This window comes from Priestia sp. 179-F W1.4 NHS, assembly GCF_045369295.1.
GTDB classification, from domain to species: domain Bacteria; phylum Bacillota; class Bacilli; order Bacillales; family Bacillaceae_H; genus Priestia; species Priestia zanthoxyli.
Genome location: NZ_JBIQFF010000002.1, coordinates 492,338 through 511,660 on the forward strand (window position 1 = coordinate 492,338; position 19,323 = coordinate 511,660).

The following is a 19,323-nucleotide window of genomic DNA, read 5'->3' on the forward strand; positions in this document are numbered from 1 at the left end:
GATATCAAGATAATACTAAAATTTCCCTTCAAAGTCAATCAAAGCAGGCTTATTTCATCGGTTATTCTCTCTGCTTGTACAATTTTTTTGATAAAAAATGTATATAAGTGGATTTATACATATGCTTTTAATACAATAAACATATGAACATTACATAAAAAGGTGAATGATTATGAAACCAACCCATTTATTATTTAATTCCGCGATTGGTTCGCAAAAGCCTGAAACAATCGTTAACCGGCAAAACCCCTGTCCCTTTTGCGACGTAGAATCTCTTACAGGCATCATTGAAAAACAAGGACCTATCATTTGGCTAAAAAATAAGTTTCCCGTTCTGCAAGATGCTTATCAGACGGTTATTATTGAGACCGATGAGTGTTCGTCAGAACTATCTATTTATCCAAAAGAACATCTGTATACCTTGCTGAGTTTTGCTACTGAACGATGGATATCGATGATGAACAGCGGAGAATATGCTTCTGTTCTTTTCTTTAAAAACCACGGCCCCATGTCCGGAGGATCATTACGACATCCTCATATGCAAATTATTGGTTTAAATGAGATGGATGTAAATGAAAATGTGAAGCTAGAGCAGTTTGAAGGAGTCACAATTGCCAAAAATGAACACGTCACATTTAATTTATCTGTAAAACCTCGAATGGGCTTTTTTGAATTTAACGTGATAACAGATCAGCTTGACAAAGAGCTGCACACGTTTGCAGATTATCTTCAAACGGCCGCTCACTATTTATTAAACCATTTTCATCGTAGCTGCACGAGCTACAACTTGTTTTTTTATAATCTTAAAAACGGCAAAATTGCGGCGAAAATCATTCCTCGCTTTGCCACATCCCCTTTGTACGTAGGGTATGGCATTCCTCAAGTTTCCAATAAGCTTGAGCACATTGCTAACCAAGTTCAGGAGCTGTACTTTACCTAAAAAGTTGAACCTTCACTGGTTCAACTTTTTTGTAAAATTATTGCATAAAGCTGTTCGTTTTTAAAATAGTCATGCTCATAGAAAACAAAAAAACATACACTAAAAGAACGATGTGAATTGAGGATAAAAAGAAGAATACGTAAAAGGAGACGGTTTATGACTGAGGTACTAATTGGAAGCATTCTTTCTGCCCTATCGACTGGAGTAGGTGCTTTGCCTATTCTGTTTTTGAATCAAGAACTCACTCATCGATGGAAAGATGTGCTTCTTGCGCTCACTGCAGGTATTATGACGGCTGCTTCGACTATGAGCTTAATTCCAGAATCTCTTCAAAGCGGAGGTTTTTTTTCCTTAGCAATTGGCTTACTGCTTGGAGTTGTAACATTAACACTCTTGGAGCAGAATATTCCTCACATTGATCTTGAGCATTCTAAAACCGGCATTCAATTTGATGAAAAAGCACTTTTAATTGTGTCCGCTATTACGTTGCACAACCTTCCTGAAGGACTGTCTGTTGGTGTGAGCTACGCTTCAAATGTTGAAAATACAGGGAACTTAATTGCCCTTGCAATCGGTCTTCAAAATGCACCTGAAGGACTGTTGGTCGCGCTATTTTTAGCTCAGCAAAATATCAGTAAAATAAAAGCATTTTTAATTGCTACCCTTACAGGATCAGTTGAAATTGTAACGTCTTTACTCGGGTTTTATTTAACTAATTTTGTGGAGTCTCTCGTTTCATATGGATTAGCGTTTGCTGCCGGAGCCATGCTTTTTATTATTTATAAAGAGTTAATTCCGGAAAGTCACGGCGATGGAAACGAAAGATTTGCTACTTATTCGTTTATTTTTGGTATTTTGTTTATGATTTTTTTAATTAACATTTTTTAAAGCTGAAGAGAGGCCACGGGCAGCGTAATTGTTTCACTGCCCGATCCCGAATGCTTGTCCTGCATTACAGCTTTGAAAAAGATAAAAAGCGGCTGATCATTGTGGCAAACGATGTCTTTTCTTCCTCTTCTTTTAAACGCTGCTTTTGATAAACGAGTAAGAGCTGATCAAGCTCTTGACTACAGGTAACGGTTTCTTCATTAGTCAGACCTTTTTCTTCTCCGAGCTGCACCATCTTTTGTCTTTTTTGGACGATTTCCACTAATAATCTCTCTGATTTCGTTCTATTTCTCACTCCAAACACAAAATCCTCTCCTATGACAAAGAAATTAGCTTATAACGCATTATTACAAATTCTACTAAATATGTAAATAGAGTCGCAATAATAGACATTTTTTTCGCAAAAAAATTATTTTGTCGGAATTTACAAACGCTTACATTACTATAGGAATACCGTTTATCTTTTTTTTACAAGTTGTTTTTCGACAAAAGATGCTGCTTGTCGAATAAAAAAGAGGTTGAGACATAACGAAATAAATCCAATCGAAAGACGAACAAATGAGATACATGAGCTGGACTGCTTATGACACCGCAATTGATTTCCGTGCAAGGCTTCGCTTTCCGCGGGCGGCCGCTGAGCCTCTTTTCCCGCAGGAGTCTTCTCCCTGCCCTCCAATCAATTGCTAGAAGGAACGAAACAAATAAAACGATGTGCACCATCACAAAAAAAGAACCACTCATCAAACAGGTTGATGAATGGTTCTTTTTTTACTTGGACTCAACTACTTTTGTCCCAGCCTCTTTTTTATTCAGCTTTTTGAGCAGCGATTTGTACAGCATCCCATACCGTAGCAAAAGGAGGGGCATACGAAAGATCTAGCATGGTTATTTCATCTGTTGTGAGGCGGCAAGTAATAGCTGTCGCAAATACATCGATTCGTTTTGCAACTCCTTCTTTCCCAACCATCTGAACTCCTAAAATCTCTTTTGTTTCAGGATGATAAACAAGTTTTATGACCATCTTCTCAGCTCCTGGATAGTAAGAAGCATGACTCGGAGCCTCGGCTGTGATGGTTTTGTATAAAAGAGAATTTTCTCTTGCTTCTCTTTCTGAGATGCCGGTTTTTCCAATTTCATAGTCCATCACTTTGACAATACTTGTACCTAAAACACCCGGAAATTCTCTATTTTCTCCCCCTAATCGGTAACCAAGAACCCTTCCCTGCTTATTGGCAATGGTTCCAAGAGCAATATGAACATCTTTTTTTAATACGCGGTGATAGCTCGTTGCACAATCTCCCGCTGCGTAGATATGAGGCACGTTGGTTTCCAACTTCTCGTTTACTAAAATAGCTCCATTTTCAAGCATTCTTAGTCCGTTTCTTTCTAAGAATTGCGTATTCGGACGAACTCCTACATTTACAATCACTAAATCCGTTTGGTACGTTTGACGGTTTGTTTGAACGTGAGTGACGCAACCATCTGAATGCAGCAATGCTTCCACTTCTTCTTCGAAATGAAATAAAATATCGTCATCTAGCTGCTTTTGTAAATGCTCTGCCATGTCTTGATCTAAAATAGATAGAATCTGCTTTCCCTGTTCAATGACCCGTACTTCTTTTCCCAAAGCCTTCATTGCTTCAGCTACTTCCATTCCGACATATCCTCCACCAATAATAGTGACTTTTTCTACGGAGTGAGCCTGTAGATATGTATAGATTCTTTCGCTGTCTTCTAATGACTTTAATGTGCATACATTCGGCATGTTATCACTCATAAAATTAGGTTTAACAGCCGTTGTTCCAGTTGCAATGATGAGTTCATCATATGTTATCTCTTTTTCAGCGTGCGTTTTGACATCTTGTGCTACTATGTATTTCTTTGTATGGTTTACTTCTTTAACTTCGTGAAAAAGATGGACAGAGATATTTCGCTCTTCAAACTCTTGTTTCGTACGAGCAATCAAATCGTCTTTTTCTTTTACAACACCTGACAGATAGTAAGGCATGCCACATGCGCTGTAAGAGATATCTCCACCTTTTTCAAACACAAGGATTTCCACTTCTTCTTTTTCTTTCATCCGGCGAAGCTGTGAAGCTGCGCTCATTCCGGCGGCTACTCCTCCTATAATGACGACACGTTTCATCTATACTCCCTCTTTCTACATAAATAATAGATTATACTATTGTTTTTCCTTATTCTTCCCGATTTCAAACGAAAAAAAACGGCTGTTTACACAGCCGTAGATGTTTGTTTCGAGCGGTAATACGTTAAAGCCAAGGCTCCTGCTAATACAGCTCCTTTAATAATATCTTGCATATAATACGGAACATTTAGCATCGTTAATCCATTTAACAGCACACCAATTAAAATAGAGCCAATCAGCGTCCCGAATACATTCGGTTTCCCTGCTCCAAATACGGAAAAGCCAATGTATGTCGCAGCTACGGCATCCATTAAAAATGGTGAGCCTGCGTTCACTTCTCCTACTCCAATACGGGCAGCTAAAACGACTCCTCCAATTCCAGCAAGCAAACCTGAAAACATATAGGCATACATACGATAACGATTAACCGGTACACCCGAAAGTCTTGCTGCTTCTATGTTACCTCCTGTTACGTAGAAAAAACGACCAAACTTTGTATAGGAAAAAACGATATGAACAAGCAGCACAGTCAGCAGCATAATGATCACAGGGACGGGAATACCTAGAAAGTGACCTTGCCCCAGCGCAAGGAAAGAAGGAATGAAAATTCCCGGAGCTCTTTCTCCGCTTGGTAAAGGCATATTGGTATAAATAGCTGAGCCTTTTGTATACGTTAATAAAATCCCCTGTACGATAAACATCATGGAAAGCGTGGCTAAAATATCAGGAATCTTTACTTTCACTACTAAAAAAGCATTCACTAACCCGATGAGAAGCGATGCAATAATCGGAACAATGATCGCAACTGCAATTTCTTGTCTGTGTAAAACGAGCATAGAAGCTGATAAAATAGTGGCTAAACCAGCCGTAGATCCTACAGATAAGTCGAGTCCGTTGACGGTTAACGATATCGTTACACCAAGCGCAATTAAGGTAACAATGGAAATAGAGCGCAGAATATCACTAATGTTTTCTCCTGTTAAAAAGTTAGGTGTGGCAATGGAAAAAATAATCATAATAACAAAAATCATTAAGACTGTCCCATATTTGTAAAAAAAGTCGAAAACGCTTATTTTTCTCTTTGGTTTCGCTACAGGTTCTGTTACATACTCCGCACTCATCCTTTTACTCCTCCTGCTGTATAATAAAATAATTTTTCACTAGTTGCTTCTTCTTTGGATAATTCTTTCACGATTTTCCCGTTGTACATAACATAAATTCGATCCGCTACCCCTAGCAGCTCCTCGAATTCACAGGTTGCATAAACAACGCCTTTTTGCTGTGACACAAGCCCTGTAATTAAGTCGAATATCTCTCGCTTAGAGCCCACATCAACCCCTTTAGTTGGCTCATCGAACAACAGTACGTCAGAATCCGTAACAAGCCATTTTCCGATTGCTACTTTCTGCTGATTTCCACCGCTTAACGTTCCAACTGACTGCTCGATAGAATGAGACTTTACGCCAACTTGCCCAGTCGTTTTCTGCGCTTTTTCTTTAATCTTTCCTCGCTTTAGAAACGAATAATTTGTAAAGCGGGACAGACTTGGCAAAACTAAGTTATCGGCAATCGATTCATGAACAAAAATTCCTTCTTTTCTTCGTTCTTCAGGAACAAGAGAAAGACCTTGTGCAATATAATAATACGGCTGCTTATTCAACTTTAGTTTCTTGCCTTTTAACCGAACGCTGCCGCTGACATATTGCTCTAAACCAAATAGACTTCGGCAAAGCTCCGTTTTCCCTGCTCCTACAAGCCCTGCAATACCGACTACCTCTCCTTCTTTTACATGAAAAGAGATATTCGAAAGGCGCCCTGGAAGGGATAATGCTTCTACATGTAAAAGTTCGTTTCCAACTTCTACTGATTTTTTGACCCACTGTTTTACAGAAGACGTTCCTAACATGAGCGTAATCACGTCTTCAATTGATGTATGTGAAGTTTCTTTTGTAGCTACATAGCGTCCGTCCTTTAAAACCGTTAAGCGGTCGCAAATATCAACCACTTCTTGAAGGCGATGTGAAATATAAATAATGCCTACTCCGCTTTTCTTCAGCTCTCTCATCACAGAAAACAATTGTTTCGTCTCTTCCACACTAAGAGGTGCGGTTGGTTCATCCAAAATTAAATAATCAACATTCTGTACAATTGCACGTGCAATAAGCACCTGCTGTTTTTCTGATAGAGTTAGATCAACAACATTTTTTTTAACGGATAAAGAAGAACCAAGTAAAGAAAGAGCTTCTTCCGCTTTCTTATAAATAGATTTCCAGTTTACAAATGTCTTACTTTTCTTAGAAACCTGCACGTCTAACACAATGTTTTCAGCTACTGATAGCGAAGGAATCAGCGCTACATCGACTTCTTGGTGTACAATGCCGATGCCGTGGCTCTTCGCTTCCTTAGGAGAAGAAATAGAGATTTCTCCTCCGTCTTTGTAGGTCTTTCCTTCGTACTCGTCGTAAGCTCCGCACAATATTTTCATCAACGTACTTTTACCGGCACCATTGGCTCCCAATAAAGCATGAATTTCCCCTTTTTGAACAGTAAAATCAACTTTGTTCAGCGCTTGAAAAGAACCAAAGTTTTTTGTAATGTTCTTCATTGAAAGCTCGTTCGTCATGTCTGTCCCTCCACTTCTACTCTTTTTTACCCCATTCTTCTACGTACTGACTAAGCTGGTCCATATTAATCGTTTGATTAGGCAAGTCAGTTTGTTTGACTAAAACCGGATCAAAGGAATAATAACGAGGGATCTCTTGACCGTAAATCTTTTTAAGAAGCAAATCAACCTGCTTTTCTCCTACTGAAGCTGGGTTTACAGCAGCTGACGCTTTCCACGGGCTGTTTTTTGCCTGCATCATTTGTAGGTCTTCATCAGATAAGTCCACTCCATATACCTTAATCTCATCTCGTCCTGCTTCTTTAATCGCTCTTGTGACTCCTTTTGCAAATTCGTCCCAAGGTGCCCAAACGGCTGCAATGTCTCCTTTATTTGGATACTGCTTTAATACAGCCGCCATTTTATTTTGAGTGTCTAGAGAGGTGTTGTCTGTTGCGCTTCCAAACGTGGCAATTTGTTTTACATCTGGATAGCGATTCATCATAATTTTATAAATGCTGTCGCGTTTTTCCATCGGTGCAAAGCCTCCAACAAACGCATATACAATATTTCCTTTTCCGTTAATGTCCTGCATCATTTGCTTTAGCCCCTGGAGCGCAAGCATATAATCATCTTGGTCAATCGTTGTAACGCCTTCTACTTTTAATTCTACGTCTGTTGCAATAACGGGAATCCCTTTTGCAATCGCGCGCTTCACGCCAGGTTCAAGGGTTTCAGCCCGGCCGTGGTCAATCATAATACCGTCGACATTTTGGTTAATAGCCGTGTCTAAATACGCCGCCATTTTAGATTGATCATTATTAGAATCAGAAACGGATAGCTGTACTCCGGCTTTTTTAGCCGCTTTTGTCACACCTGTTATGTACTGAGCAGCGTGAGTGCCTGACGTAAATTCAGAAATAAGAACAATTTTTGTATCTTTCGTAATCTTTTTTCCTTCTTGCTGTACAGGCTTAGCAGAAGCCGCTTGCTGCGCTGGAGCTGCCTGTGCTTTCTCGTTTAGACTTGGCTGTTCTTTCGTGCAGGCAGCCAGCGCAAAAACTAGAAGCACGAGCAAAGTAAGTGGCCACAGCATTTTTTTACTCTTTTTCATGGTGTTCCTCCTATTAAACTCATTATTCATATAAAAATAGTTAGTTTTATAATAATCCAAAGAATACCCCGCTTTTAGATGTAAAAGCGGGGTGATCATGACCTATGCTTTACAAGTAGTTGTTATGCGTAAATAGGTACCCATCCTTCAGTTGTCACGAAAATTCGCACAGCGACTACTTTACGATCTTCCATTAGTGTAAAGTAATGAAGAATGTTTTCTGGTACTGAAATTAAATCGCCCGGCTCTAATTCAACATCAAAAAATTCACCGTCTTTTCCTTGAATAACAAAGATTCCATGACCGCTTACGATAAAGCGAACTTCGTCATCTGTATGAATATGCTTGCGCTGAAAGTTTTTTAACAATTCATCAATGTTTGGTGTAGATTCCGATAACGAGATAACATCTTGAGCTTTATAGCCGCGGCGTTCAGAAATATCTTTAATATCCTCACCAAAAGCGTTTAAAATTTCTGTTTTTTCTTCATCAGTTAAATCATATTTTTCACGAAGATTTTCTGGAAGTTTTGTAATATCCCAGTTTTCATAAATAACTTCATTGTTTGCCAGAAAAGCTGATACTTCCTCTTGAGTTTCAATTCTTTTATTATTTACATGTAAGCGAATTTGCGCCATTTTTATTTCCTCCTTTTATAAATGCACCTTTGGCTTAATGCCTTTAAGTGATAGTAATTTCACATGGTAGCTAAATAGAAATTCATAGGCTTCTAGCGCTTTTTTTGTTTCAAACGCATTTTTCCCCCATACCGTAATCCCGTGGTTACGAATTAAAATCGCGCCTTGATCGCCTTTTATATGGTGAGAAAATTCTTCTGCTAGTGTCGGAATATCCGCGTAATTCGGAATAATCGGAACAGTAATTTCCGCATCTTCCTCCCAAATACCCAGTGCCTTAATAATTTCTTGGCCTTTGAATGAAATAAACCCTTCATCTCCGTACAGTTCAGAGATCACGTTGTTGTCGATTGTATGTACATGAAGGCTGCACCCAGCATTCGTTGACTCGTAAATCTTAACGTGTAAAAGCGTTTCAGCAGAAGGCTTTAAATGTGTTTCTTCTGCAGGCTTCCCGTATTGATCAACTAACAAAAAGTCTTCATTTGTGCGTTTTCTTTTATCTTTTCCACTTGCTGATACAAAGAAAGTTGTCGGATTTTGATCCACTTTAATCGCTAAGTTTCCGCTTGTACCGAAGAACCAATCGCGCTCTGCCAACTCATCTTTTATATCTGCAAGCTCGTGTAATCTTTGCTGAGCCATAATACTCATGCTTTCACCTCTTCTGTTAATTCTTGTAAATGGTGAATCACATCATAAAAAGTAGAAAAAGGACGATACGGTAGAGATAGCTCTTCGCATTTTTTAATTAAAAAGTCACGCGCAATGACAGTGTCAGCTAATTTGGCAGCCTGCAAATCTGTAATTGAATCGCCAATAACAACCGTATGATCTCTTTCATCTGCAAGATGGCGAATAATCGTTGGCTTACAGCAGCCGCAGTCATTTGTACACTGTTTATCACATGTATGAGGCCACGTAATGGAAATATGCTCACCGGAAAAATCAGATCCGTTGCAGTAGAGCATTTCCTCTGCAACTCGATTTCCCAAAAGCGGTTTTACAAAAAAGTCAATTCCTCCGCTTACAATATAAAGCGGAATATGATGCTCTTTTGTATAGGCAATAAAATCATCAAATCCATCTCGAATAGCAGACGTCTCTAAAATATAAGAAATAATATCTTCCTTTAATTCCACGGGAAGCAAGGCAAACATTTGCCCTACTCCTTCTTGAATGGAGACGCGTTGTGCTAGCACGTCGTCTTTAATACTTTCCCACTCCGGAGGAGCAAATTGTTTCATAATAGCAATAATGTTATCGCTGTTTGTGATTGTTCCATCAAAGTCACAAAAGATTTTTAACGATGTCATGCTTTCACCTCTACTGTTCCCCATAGTTGCAAAGCTTTTTGCAACTCTTTTGATTCTTCAGCTTTTTCGGCTAATGTTTGATGAGAGAGTACTGCATCTATCGCCGCACGGAATGCTTTTCCTCCTCCGATAGCTCCCTCTGGATGACCGTGAACTCCGCCTCCTGCATTAATAATGCTGTCGATTCCAAAGTCCTTCACAAGCTGCGGTACCATTCCAGGATGAATTCCTGCTGAAGGAACCGGGAAAGACTGCTTATATTTGTATACAGGACGCGTTAATTCGTAGGCAATGCCTGTCGTATCTTCAAGAGAAAGCGCTACGCTTCCGTATGGTGATGGAAACAGAGAGAAATCCGCTCCGGCTAAGCGCAATAGCTTTCCAAGCAGCAATGAATTTGAAAAACCGTAAAACTCTGATGGCGTAAGCGCTCCGCTAACAGCTGGGTGTGCCATAATCGGCAAGTTAATTTCATCATCTTCTCGAAGTGCCTGCAGTACGTCTAACCCGTAAGCAAATACGTTGAATAAAAGAGCATCGGCTCCTAGCTCAGCTGCTTTTCTCGCTTTTTCTTTTAATTCAAACGTTCGTCCCGTTAAATTAACAGCATACAGCGTGCGGTGTCCCGTTTTTTCGTATACGTCATTCAGTACTTTTTTTCCTTCTGTAACGCGAGTTTCAAAAGGTGTTCGTTCACTATCAAACAAAATCTCGTCGTCTTTAACCAAATCCACTCCGCCAAGCGCTTGCTCACGCAGCTGAGTTGTTAAGTACGTCATGTCTCTTCCAATCACGCCTTTAAAAATACTCATCACAAGCGGACGGTCATAAACGCCTAGTTTCTCTCGTATACCTTCTATTCCAAAGCGCGGTCCTGGGAATTCAGCTAATAATTCATCAGGAAAATCCAAGTCTAATAATTTCACTTTTCCATCAAGTGATAGTTTTCCGAAAACCGTAACTAAAATAGCCGGTAAATCTCTTGAAAAGTTGGCAGTAGGATAAGCAATTTTGACAATAGCCTGCTTAACCTCTCCGCCTAAATATCCGTTAACACGTTCGCAGTCTTGAAGCTCAGTTACGGATACGACGCGCCCTTTATGCTTTTGAAGCTGCTGTTGATCTAAAAGCGGCAGATCTGTCCATGAGCCGACGGTTAGTCCTAAAGCAATTCCTTCCGCTTTTTTATGAAAATTTCCTTTATTGTCATGTAGTAAGTAGCTTGCAACGATTTCACTCATTATGCTAAAAACTCCCTTGCTGTTTAATATCGTTAATAAAAAAAACCTCTTCTGTGATTAAGAAGAGGCTTTCGTTGCTCTTCTTATCTCTCAGCTGCTGCTGCAAGAATTAGCACCGTGCTTAACATGCGTTAAGTCGGTTGCCGGGCTTCATCGGGCTAGTCCCTCCACCTACTCTTAATAAGAAAGTTGCTATTTATTTAAATTGAATTCGTAGATTATATACTAAATAAAAAATACCGCTAGGATTTATCGGTTATTAATCTCGTTAACTTCTTACATATTAAGCCAACTCAAAAAGGATTGTCAATGCGTTTTTAAAATAAATTTAATTTTTTTATTCGAGATACAGCTTCTCTCATGCGCTCTTCATCCGTCAGCAGTCCTACGCGCACATAGCCTTCACCATATGTTCCGAAGCCTACTCCAGGTGCCACTACAACGTGGGCTTTTTCAAGAAGTAAATCTGAAAATTGTTCAGAAGTATATCCTTTAGGAACTTTTAGCCATGCAAAAAAGGAGCCCGCTGGAGATGTAACGTCCCAACCAATTTCTTGAAGCCCTTGAATAAAGGTATTGCGTCTAGATTCATATCGCTTAACTAAATCATTCACACATTGTTGAGATTCTAACAGAGCTGCCGCTGCTGCCTCTTGAACCGCCCCAAAGAGGCTGACATACATATGATCTTGAAGAAGATTAATAGCTTCTACTACACTTTCATTTCCTACAGCAAATCCAACTCGCCATCCCGCCATGTTATACGTTTTAGAAAGAGTATAAATTTCAATTCCCGTCTCTTTTGCACCAGGAGTCTGTAAAAAGCTGATTGGCTTTTCACCATCAAATCCAATGGCTCCGTAGGCAAAGTCGTGTACCACACAAATATCGTGCTTGGCAGCAAACGCCACGGTGTCTTCAAAAAATTCTGCCGTTGCCACTGCACCGGTAGGATTATTCGGATAGTTTAAAAACATGAGCTTTGCCTGTTCTTTAGCACGTTCACCTATCTCTTCGTATACGGGCAGAAAATGATTTTCAGCCGTGAGCGGCATCACTTCCATCTTTGCTTTTGCAAGCTCTACTCCAGACCAGTAATCAGGATATCCAGGATCCGGAACCAGCACCGTATCTCCAGGGTTTAATAAGCACTGCGGAATTTCTACAAGTCCACCCTTCCCGCCAAACAAAATAGCTACTTCTTTTTCAGGATCCACATCAACGCCATATTCTCGTTTATAAAAAGTCGCAACGGCCTCTTTTAAAAACTGGTGTCCCCGAAATGGAGAATATTTATGATGCACAGGATTAGCACTTGCTTTTTGGAGTGTTTCTACAATATGTGAAGGAGTAGGCTGATCAGGATTTCCCTGCCCTAAGTTAATAACGTCGTGCCCTTGGGCCATTACTTTTCCTACCTTGCCTACAAGTGATGCAAAAAATTGTTTTGGTAAACTTTTTAATAGTTCCGATTGCTCAAATTGTTTCATCATCGCACACCTTCTCAAAAAATTCTTGAAATTCTAGTCACAAATAATATATTGTAATACTCAACTTGTAAAGTCATTTTTTTCAACTACTAAAAAAAGGACGGATGATAAAGTGAGTGTAAAAATCACGTGTTTGCAGCTTGATATTGCGTTTGGAAACCCAACTAAAAACCGAAAATATATTCAACAAAAAATGACGGAAGCTCTAAAAGAAAACCCTGACATCCTTGTGCTTCCTGAGCTATGGGATACAGCTTATGATTTGACGCGGCTAGACGAAATTGCCGATGATGAAGGACAGCAGGCCAAGCAATTAATCTCTCAATTTGCTAAAACGAACGAAGTAAATATTGTGGCAGGTTCGATCGCGAAAAAAACAGAGCAAGGCGTCACAAATACGATGTATATTTTTGACCGAAAAGGTCGTGAAGTGTCACAATACAGTAAGCTGCACTTATTTAAATTAATGGATGAGCACCTCTATCTAGAAGCAGGAACAGCAAAAAATCTTTTTACACTTGAACAGTCTTTATGCGCAGGAGTTATTTGTTACGATATTCGTTTTCCAGAATGGATTCGCGTGCATACTAGCAGCGGAGCAGAAGTCTTATTTGTTGTTGCTCAGTGGCCGGCTCCAAGACTTGCCCATTGGAAAGCACTGCTCATTAGCCGCGCAATCGAAAATCAATGCTATGTAATCGCGTGTAATCGTGTAGGCCAAGATCCTAATAACACATTTGCCGGACATTCCTTAGTCATCGATCCGTGGGGAGAAATAATCGCTGAAGCTGGCGATAGCGAAGAACTTTTAAGTGCCGACGTTAACCTGGAACTTGTAAAAGAAATTCGTAAACAAATTCCTGTCTTTACAGATCGCCGCACAGAATTTTATTAATTATGTATTGACAGCCGTTTTTTTGCATGATACGATTTTCACCAGATAACATAAAATTTTCAAACAAATCAAAATTGAATAAGTAATCGTACTCTTATCAAGAGTTGGCTGAGGGATTTGGCCCTGTGAAGCCCAGCAACCGACCGTCATTCCATCCTAAGGTGGATCACACCCGTAAAACATGTTTTTACAAAGGCACGGTGCTAATTCCAACAGAAAGTAATTCTTTCTGGCAGATAAGAGGTTTGAACACTACAATCAAGCCTCTTTCCAACGAAAGAGGCTTTTATATTTTCTAAAATTATAAAAGCCTCCATACATTCTTAAACCTATTAACTTAGTAAACAAATCAGTTTAATAAACTATGGAGGGATTCTAATGTCAACAACAAAAACAGAGAAGTATCAGCCTTTAACAGAAATTTCAGCAATCAAACTTGTGAAAAAGCTAGGTCTCTTTGATGCCACAGAAGCACTGACTGCCCGTGAAATCGGTGATGGCAACTTAAATCTCGTCTTTCACATCATAAATGATCAAACGAATAAATCCATTATCGTCAAACAAGCACTTCCCTATGCAAAAGTTGTAGGCGAAAGCTGGCCTCTATCCTTGAACCGTGCCACGATTGAAAGCAATGCGCTCAAGCAATTCGGTGCATTTACCCCTGAACTCGTACCAGCTGTGTATTACCACGATGAAACGCTTGCTGTTACGGTCATGGAAGATCTGTCTCATTTAACGATTTCCCGCGCCGGACTTATTCAAGGAGAAAGTTATCCCCTGCTTTCACAGCATATCGGTTCTTTTCTAGGACATATTGCGTTCAAAACGTCGGATTTTGCCTTAAAGCCTCAGGATAAAAAAGAAGAAGTCGTCAAGTACAGCAATCCGGACTTATGCAATATTACGGAAGATTTAGTTTTTACAGATCCTTTTTTTGATATCGATACAAATGAATTTGAAGAAGCGCTGCGTCCTGATGTAGAAGAATTGTGGAACGATGGAGATGTAAAGCTACAAGCAGCAAAATTAAAATATAAATTTTTAACAAATGCCCAAACGCTAATTCACGGTGATTTACATACAGGAAGCATATTTGCTAGCAGTCAAGAAACGAAAGTGATTGATCCAGAGTTTGCTTTTTACGGTCCGTTTGGATTCGATTTAGGCCAATTTGTTGCGAATTTATTTTTAAATGCTCTTTCTCGAAAAACAGATCGCGAACCGTTATTTGCACACATTACGAACACATGGAACGTATTTAAAGATACCTTTACTGCGCTTTGGCATTCTGAAAACATTGAACCTTTCGCTAAAGATGAGCGCTTATTACATGAAATTTTAACACAAACGTGGCAAGATGCTGTTGGATATGCAGGATGTGAAATCATTCGACGTACAATTGGCTTAGCTCACGTCGCAGACTTAGACGAAATTTCTTCAGAGGAAAGAAAAATTAACGCTAAACGTACTGCGTTAAAAATTGGACGCTATTTACTTCTGCATCAACAAGACGTTTCACCAAATGAATTTGAACATTTACTTCGATAACTAATAATGTACACAATGAAAGGATCGGTATCAGCATGACAAATACACTATCACTTCCGCGCTCAGTGGAATGGAATGAATCATATATTACTTTATTAGATCAGCAGCAGCTTCCTGGCAAAGTTGAATATATTAAGCTGCAAACCATTAAAGACGTATGGGATGCTATCACTACCTTGAAAGTACGCGGAGCCCCTGCAATTGGCATTACGGCGGCTTTTGGTCTTGCTCTTTCTGCCCTTAGCTATGACACGGATTCAGTCAAGGAATTTAACAAAAAGCTAGCTCTTGATCAACAGTATTTAGCTAGTTCACGCCCGACTGCCGTCAATTTATTTTGGGCACTGGACCGCGTAGCGAAAAGCGCTGAATCCGCTTCGTCCGTTAATGAAGCTAAAACAAAAGTTGTTCATGAAGCGATTCAAATTCAAGTAGAAGATGAAGAAACGTGCTACCGAATTGGAGATCATGCCCTTTCTTTATTTAAAAAGAAAGATAAAATCATGACAATATGTAATGCTGGTTCAATTGCTACAGCTTATTATGGAACCGCATTAGCACCTTTTCACTTGTCTAAGCAGCGCGATATTCCGCTTGAAGTATTTGCTTGTGAAACAAGACCCGTTCTTCAAGGTTCTCGCTTAACAGCATGGGAACTTCAGCAGTCGGGAGTAGACGTTACGCTGATTACAGATAATATGGCTGCTCATACCATTAAAACAAAAGGAATTAATGGGATCATTGTAGGTGCTGACCGCATTGCAGCAAATGGCGATACGGCTAACAAAATTGGAACGTATGGACTTGCTCTTTTAGCGAAAGCATTCGGTATTCCATTTTACGTAGCAGCGCCGCAGTCCACATTTGATTTATCTATTCAAGACGGAAGCAGCATCCCTATTGAAGAACGTTCACCTAAAGAAGTAACGCACATTGGAGATACGCAAATTGCTCCAGACGGAATCTCTGTGTACAATCCAGCTTTTGATGTGACGCCAAGCGAACTGATTACGGCCATTATTACAGAGCATGGAGTTATCCATTCCTCGTCTTTTGAATCCATTCAAAAAGTTTTGCTGCAATCTGCTCAATAACAAGAGGCTGGGACAAAAGTATTTTAGCCCCACTGCAAAACGAACCACTAATCAACATGTTGATTAGTGGTTCGTTTTTTTGTGATGGTACATATCGTTTTATCTGTTTCGTTCCCTCTAGCAGTTGATTGGAGGGCAAGGTGAAGACTCCTGCGGGAAAAGCGGATCAGGTGAGACCCCGCAGGAGCGCAAGCAACGAGGAGGCTCAGCGGCCGCCCGCGGAAAGCGAAGTCTTGCACGGAAATCAACTGCGGTGTCACAAGCGGTTCAGTTTATGTATACGAGTTGTTCATCTTTAGATGACATTGATTTTGTTATGTCTCAACCTTTTTTATTAAACAGCGCTTTTTGGCTGCATTTGTAACACAATTGTAACAGTACTCTCTGCTTTTTCTACATATATTATAGGGGATTCTTTTTGAATAAGGAGGAGTAAAAATGAGTGCAGAGCAAAAAACGGATAAAAACAAAGCGGTGAATCGTAAGCAGCAATATCAGCTATTCGATTTATCCAAAGATGAAGAACTAAATTCCCTCCCTTCTCCTCAGCAAATTGACGGTGTTTTTGTGCAGGGAGAAGGCTGGAAATTAGACGGTGAATAGTTATTTTAACTCCAGAGCGCCTTTTGCTACATTTCTTTCAAGCATTAATAGTTTTTCTTTTATATGAGTTTGGGAACCTGCATAACCTGTTAAAGCTCCATTTTTACCAATCACACGGTGACAAGGTAAAATAATAGGCAGTGGATTTCGACGATTCGCTTGTCCCACGGCCCTTACGGCTTTAGAGCGATTAACAGACTCCGCTACATCACTATAAGACCACGTTTGTCCATAAGGTATACCTTTAAGCGTTAACCACACTTCTTTTTGAAAGTCTGTTCCTTTTATATCCAAAGGCACATCAAATGTTAGCGTGCGCCCTTCAGCATAATCCTGAAGCTGCCGCTTCGCTTCTTTCACAAGGTGATAATTCTCGTCATGGACAAGTTTTTTAAGCTGCTCGTTGTGATCATCGCTATCAAACCAAATATGTTGAACCCCTTTTTCCGAGGCTACAATATAAATTTTCAAATCAGAAAATAAGTTCATTTCTCCATAGTACATACTCGCTTATCCTTTCTGTTTAGGCTGGAAGAATAACACGAAAAGCTGTTCCTTCTCCTATTTTGCTTTCCACTTCAATTCGCCCTTTATGTTCTTCGATAATTTTATATGAGACCATCAAACCGAGCCCCGTTCCTTTTTCTTTTGTCGTATAAAATGGTTCTCCTAAGCGCTTGATGCGCTCTTCGGGCATTCCGTCTCCTTGATCTCGAATGGAGACCGTCACGTAGTGCGGCTCTGTAGAATAGACTTCAACAAAAATTCTTCCCCCGTTTGACGTAACTTCAATTGCGTTTTTAATTACATTTATTAGTACTTGTTTAATTTGGTTCGGCTCGCAGTATACCATTGGCAGCTGAGGGGACACACTTAGTTCAAACTGAATATTTTCTAAAAGCGCTTGAGCATTTAATAAATCAATCGTTTCTTTAACAACCGCAGCTAGATTTTTCTTTTCGAACTTTACGGCCTGTGGCTTAGCGAGTACTAGAAACTCTGTAATAATGGTTTCGATTCTTTTTAATTCGGATTTAATAATATCAAAATAAAGAGAGTGATCTTCTTGAATGCTGCTTTCTAGCAGCTGAACAAACCCTTTTAAAGCCGTCATCGGGTTGCGGATTTCATGCGCAATCCCAGCTGCTAACTGTCCGACTACTTGAAGCGTATCCGATTTCCGAATCTGCTCCTGCATTTGATTTCGTTCCGTTACGTCTCTTAAAAGCGTCATATATAGACCTGGCAAGATATCTTTTTTCGTAGAGAATTCGATATTTTTAACTTTTTCGTTCCCCGTAACGTACGTAATCTCTCCTTCAGCTTCCCCTTTTTGCTCAATTGTTTCTTTATGCTCAATGACCGCATCTAAATTCGCTGAAGAAATAAAATCCTCCATGGAATGCGCACAAATCTCCTCTTTGCTGAGTTCGAGAATATCACAAAGAGAAGAATTCACATCAATAATATTTCGCTTGCCGTCCCATAAAACTAACCCATCGATCGAACCATTAAAAATCTGTCTGAATTTCTCTTCGTTATTCCGAAGCTCTTGTTCGATTTTTGTACGTTCACTAATGTTTCGAAAAATGGTTAAATGGTCTCCTTCTATAATGCCTTTTTTCCCTGTGAATTCCAACTGTTTGATTTCTCCATTTGGCATGTAAAAAGGAAGCTGATTGCGAATTTCTCCTTCTTTTTGAAATGTTTGCAGCATTTTTAATGCACTAAAGCTTTGCTTATCGATAAACGTATACAAATTACTTCCAATCAATTTGTTCAACGGCAGCTCGAAAGTACGGGACGAAGCAAGATTAGCGTTTAAGATTTCCCCATCGTCTTTCCAAATCAAAATGGCTTCAATCGCATTTTCAAAAATAGCCCTGAAATTTTTTTCGCTTCTCAACAGCTGCTGCTCCATCAGCCGTTTTTCCGTCACGTCTCTCATAATGGACATATAGTATTGACTGTATATATTAGCCGTTGTGGTAAATTCAAAAAAAGTAACGTCTCCATTTTCGAGCTTAATCGGCAGCTCGCCGCTTGTCTTTCCTTCTTGATGCAGAGTTCTCCATAATTTTTTCACTTTATAGTGATAAGTAGGTTCTACAAGCTCCTCTAACGTTTTGGTTAGAAGCTGTGCTCTTGTATAATTTAATCGTTCGCAAAATGAAGGGTTCGCGTCGATAAGCTGACCGGTTCGATCAAAAATGACAATTCCATCTACCGCTTCATTAAATACATCCATAAACATATGATGACTAATAAACCGTTCATTTTCCATCATCTTGTGCTGCGTAATATCTCGAAATGTACACACAATAATGCCCGACATGTGACTATGTTTGTGTGAAGTAAATTCAACATGTTTCATCATGCCGCTTTGAAGCGTCATCGCGCCTTCATATTTGAAATAGCTTTCTTCTAAAAGCGCTGGATAGTACGCTTCAATCATGTCATACGGAAAATACATGAGAAAATCTTTCATTTGATACGTTAATAGCTCATCCTTTGTTTTTTCAAACAGCCCGCAGGCTGATTCATTGGCATTTATAACTTGAAAATACTCATCAAATACGACAATGGCATCTAATACGTCATTAAAAATAGCTCGTAGCTGCTCTAATTCACCTTGCTGCTTTTGCGCAGCTTCAGATGTTAATTCTCTGTGTGGTGACATGCTCATTGCTCCTTTCTTTTGCACTTCCCATTTCCCCACCTTTTATCTATAGACTTAGTATTCTACAAGATTTGCTTTTTACCTTTTTAAAATTAGTCACGTTTATTCAAAATGCGACATTTCTT

At 39.6% G+C, this 19,323-nt stretch carries 19 protein-coding genes and 2 riboswitches; of the genes, 7 read left to right on the forward strand and 12 right to left on the reverse strand.

Features of this window, described 5'->3' with window-relative positions; all coding sequences use genetic code 11:
- Nucleotides 1-172 precede the first annotated feature (172 nt).
- A complete protein-coding gene (locus ACH0CI_RS13020) occupies nucleotides 173-940 on the forward strand; it encodes a DUF4931 domain-containing protein (protein WP_028414160.1) in 768 nt (255 codons plus the stop codon).
- A 156-nt stretch (nucleotides 941-1,096) separates the two neighbouring features.
- Complete coding sequence (locus ACH0CI_RS13025; protein WP_335707187.1) at nucleotides 1,097-1,828, forward strand: ZIP family metal transporter; 732 nt, start codon at nucleotides 1,097-1,099, stop codon at nucleotides 1,826-1,828.
- 64 nt (nucleotides 1,829-1,892) lie between these two features.
- Here the strand turns inward: ACH0CI_RS13025 and ACH0CI_RS13030 are convergent, their stop codons facing one another.
- The 10 genes from ACH0CI_RS13030 to ACH0CI_RS13075 form a co-directional block, all read right to left on the reverse strand.
- On the reverse strand, nucleotides 1,893-2,132 hold the full coding sequence (locus ACH0CI_RS13030; RefSeq protein ID WP_406901562.1) for a Spo0E family sporulation regulatory protein-aspartic acid phosphatase: 240 nt from the start codon (nucleotides 2,130-2,132) through the stop codon (nucleotides 1,893-1,895).
- Between the two features lie 501 nt (nucleotides 2,133-2,633).
- Nucleotides 2,634-3,974 (reverse strand): CoA-disulfide reductase, encoded by a 1,341-nt coding sequence (locus ACH0CI_RS13035; protein WP_406901563.1) that lies wholly within the window; start codon nucleotides 3,972-3,974, stop codon nucleotides 2,634-2,636.
- Between the two features lie 86 nt (nucleotides 3,975-4,060).
- Nucleotides 4,061-5,095 carry an ABC transporter permease gene (locus ACH0CI_RS13040; RefSeq protein ID WP_028414163.1) on the reverse strand — a complete coding sequence of 345 codons (1,035 nt, stop codon included), beginning with the start codon at nucleotides 5,093-5,095 and terminating at the stop codon, nucleotides 4,061-4,063.
- Nucleotides 5,092-6,597, reverse strand: coding sequence for a sugar ABC transporter ATP-binding protein (locus ACH0CI_RS13045; protein WP_335707189.1), 1,506 nt, complete (start codon nucleotides 6,595-6,597; stop codon nucleotides 5,092-5,094). Before ACH0CI_RS13045 ends, ACH0CI_RS13040 begins: the two co-directional genes overlap by 4 nt.
- A gap of 16 nt (nucleotides 6,598-6,613) precedes the next feature.
- Nucleotides 6,614-7,690, reverse strand: coding sequence for a sugar ABC transporter substrate-binding protein (locus ACH0CI_RS13050; protein ID WP_335707190.1), 1,077 nt, complete (start codon nucleotides 7,688-7,690; stop codon nucleotides 6,614-6,616).
- Between the two features lie 122 nt (nucleotides 7,691-7,812).
- Complete coding sequence (locus tag ACH0CI_RS13055) at nucleotides 7,813-8,328, reverse strand: 1,2-dihydroxy-3-keto-5-methylthiopentene dioxygenase (protein WP_013055961.1); 516 nt, start codon at nucleotides 8,326-8,328, stop codon at nucleotides 7,813-7,815.
- A 15-nt stretch (nucleotides 8,329-8,343) separates the two neighbouring features.
- Complete coding sequence (locus ACH0CI_RS13060) at nucleotides 8,344-8,982, reverse strand: methylthioribulose 1-phosphate dehydratase (RefSeq protein WP_028414166.1); 639 nt, start codon at nucleotides 8,980-8,982, stop codon at nucleotides 8,344-8,346.
- Nucleotides 8,979-9,644, reverse strand: coding sequence for a 2-hydroxy-3-keto-5-methylthiopentenyl-1-phosphate phosphatase (locus tag ACH0CI_RS13065; protein WP_048020344.1), 666 nt, complete (start codon nucleotides 9,642-9,644; stop codon nucleotides 8,979-8,981). Before ACH0CI_RS13065 ends, ACH0CI_RS13060 begins: the two co-directional genes overlap by 4 nt.
- Nucleotides 9,641-10,885, reverse strand: a complete 1,245-nt coding sequence (mtnW, locus tag ACH0CI_RS13070; protein ID WP_335707191.1) for a 2,3-diketo-5-methylthiopentyl-1-phosphate enolase — start codon at nucleotides 10,883-10,885, stop codon at nucleotides 9,641-9,643. Before mtnW ends, ACH0CI_RS13065 begins: the two co-directional genes overlap by 4 nt.
- 80 nt (nucleotides 10,886-10,965) lie before the next feature.
- Nucleotides 10,966-11,072: riboswitch (SAM riboswitch) on the reverse strand.
- Nucleotides 11,073-11,202: 130 nt separating this feature from the next.
- Complete coding sequence (locus ACH0CI_RS13075) at nucleotides 11,203-12,375, reverse strand: pyridoxal phosphate-dependent aminotransferase (RefSeq protein ID WP_335707203.1); 1,173 nt, start codon at nucleotides 12,373-12,375, stop codon at nucleotides 11,203-11,205.
- Nucleotides 12,376-12,487: 112 nt separating this feature from the next.
- On the opposite strand from ACH0CI_RS13075, the gene ACH0CI_RS13080 reads away from it, so the two are divergent.
- The 5 genes from ACH0CI_RS13080 to ACH0CI_RS13100 all read left to right on the forward strand — a co-directional run bounded on the left by ACH0CI_RS13080 (nucleotide 12,488) and on the right by ACH0CI_RS13100 (nucleotide 16,518).
- Nucleotides 12,488-13,270: a carbon-nitrogen family hydrolase gene (locus ACH0CI_RS13080; RefSeq protein ID WP_028414170.1), complete on the forward strand. Its 783-nt coding sequence runs from the start codon at nucleotides 12,488-12,490 to the stop codon at nucleotides 13,268-13,270.
- A 91-nt stretch (nucleotides 13,271-13,361) separates the two neighbouring features.
- Nucleotides 13,362-13,513, forward strand: a riboswitch (SAM riboswitch).
- Between the two features lie 135 nt (nucleotides 13,514-13,648).
- Nucleotides 13,649-14,821 carry an S-methyl-5-thioribose kinase gene (mtnK, locus tag ACH0CI_RS13085; protein ID WP_310876808.1) on the forward strand — a complete coding sequence of 391 codons (1,173 nt, stop codon included), beginning with the start codon at nucleotides 13,649-13,651 and terminating at the stop codon, nucleotides 14,819-14,821.
- A 35-nt stretch (nucleotides 14,822-14,856) separates the two neighbouring features.
- Nucleotides 14,857-15,915, forward strand: coding sequence for an S-methyl-5-thioribose-1-phosphate isomerase (mtnA, locus tag ACH0CI_RS13090; protein WP_335707193.1), 1,059 nt, complete (start codon nucleotides 14,857-14,859; stop codon nucleotides 15,913-15,915).
- A gap of 124 nt (nucleotides 15,916-16,039) precedes the next feature.
- Nucleotides 16,040-16,279 (forward strand): hypothetical protein, encoded by a 240-nt coding sequence (locus ACH0CI_RS13095; protein WP_335707194.1) that lies wholly within the window; start codon nucleotides 16,040-16,042, stop codon nucleotides 16,277-16,279.
- A gap of 74 nt (nucleotides 16,280-16,353) precedes the next feature.
- Nucleotides 16,354-16,518, forward strand: coding sequence for a hypothetical protein (locus tag ACH0CI_RS13100; RefSeq protein WP_335707195.1), 165 nt, complete (start codon nucleotides 16,354-16,356; stop codon nucleotides 16,516-16,518).
- Here ACH0CI_RS13100 and ACH0CI_RS13105 read toward each other — a convergent pair whose 3' ends face one another.
- Together ACH0CI_RS13105 and ACH0CI_RS13110 are read right to left on the reverse strand one after the other, a co-directional pair.
- Nucleotides 16,519-17,022, reverse strand: a complete 504-nt coding sequence (locus ACH0CI_RS13105) for a methylated-DNA--[protein]-cysteine S-methyltransferase (protein WP_028414173.1) — start codon at nucleotides 17,020-17,022, stop codon at nucleotides 16,519-16,521.
- 19 nt (nucleotides 17,023-17,041) lie between these two features.
- On the reverse strand, nucleotides 17,042-19,222 hold the full coding sequence (locus ACH0CI_RS13110) for a PAS domain S-box protein (protein ID WP_034264009.1): 2,181 nt from the start codon (nucleotides 19,220-19,222) through the stop codon (nucleotides 17,042-17,044).
- Between the last annotated feature and the right edge of the window lie 101 nt (nucleotides 19,223-19,323).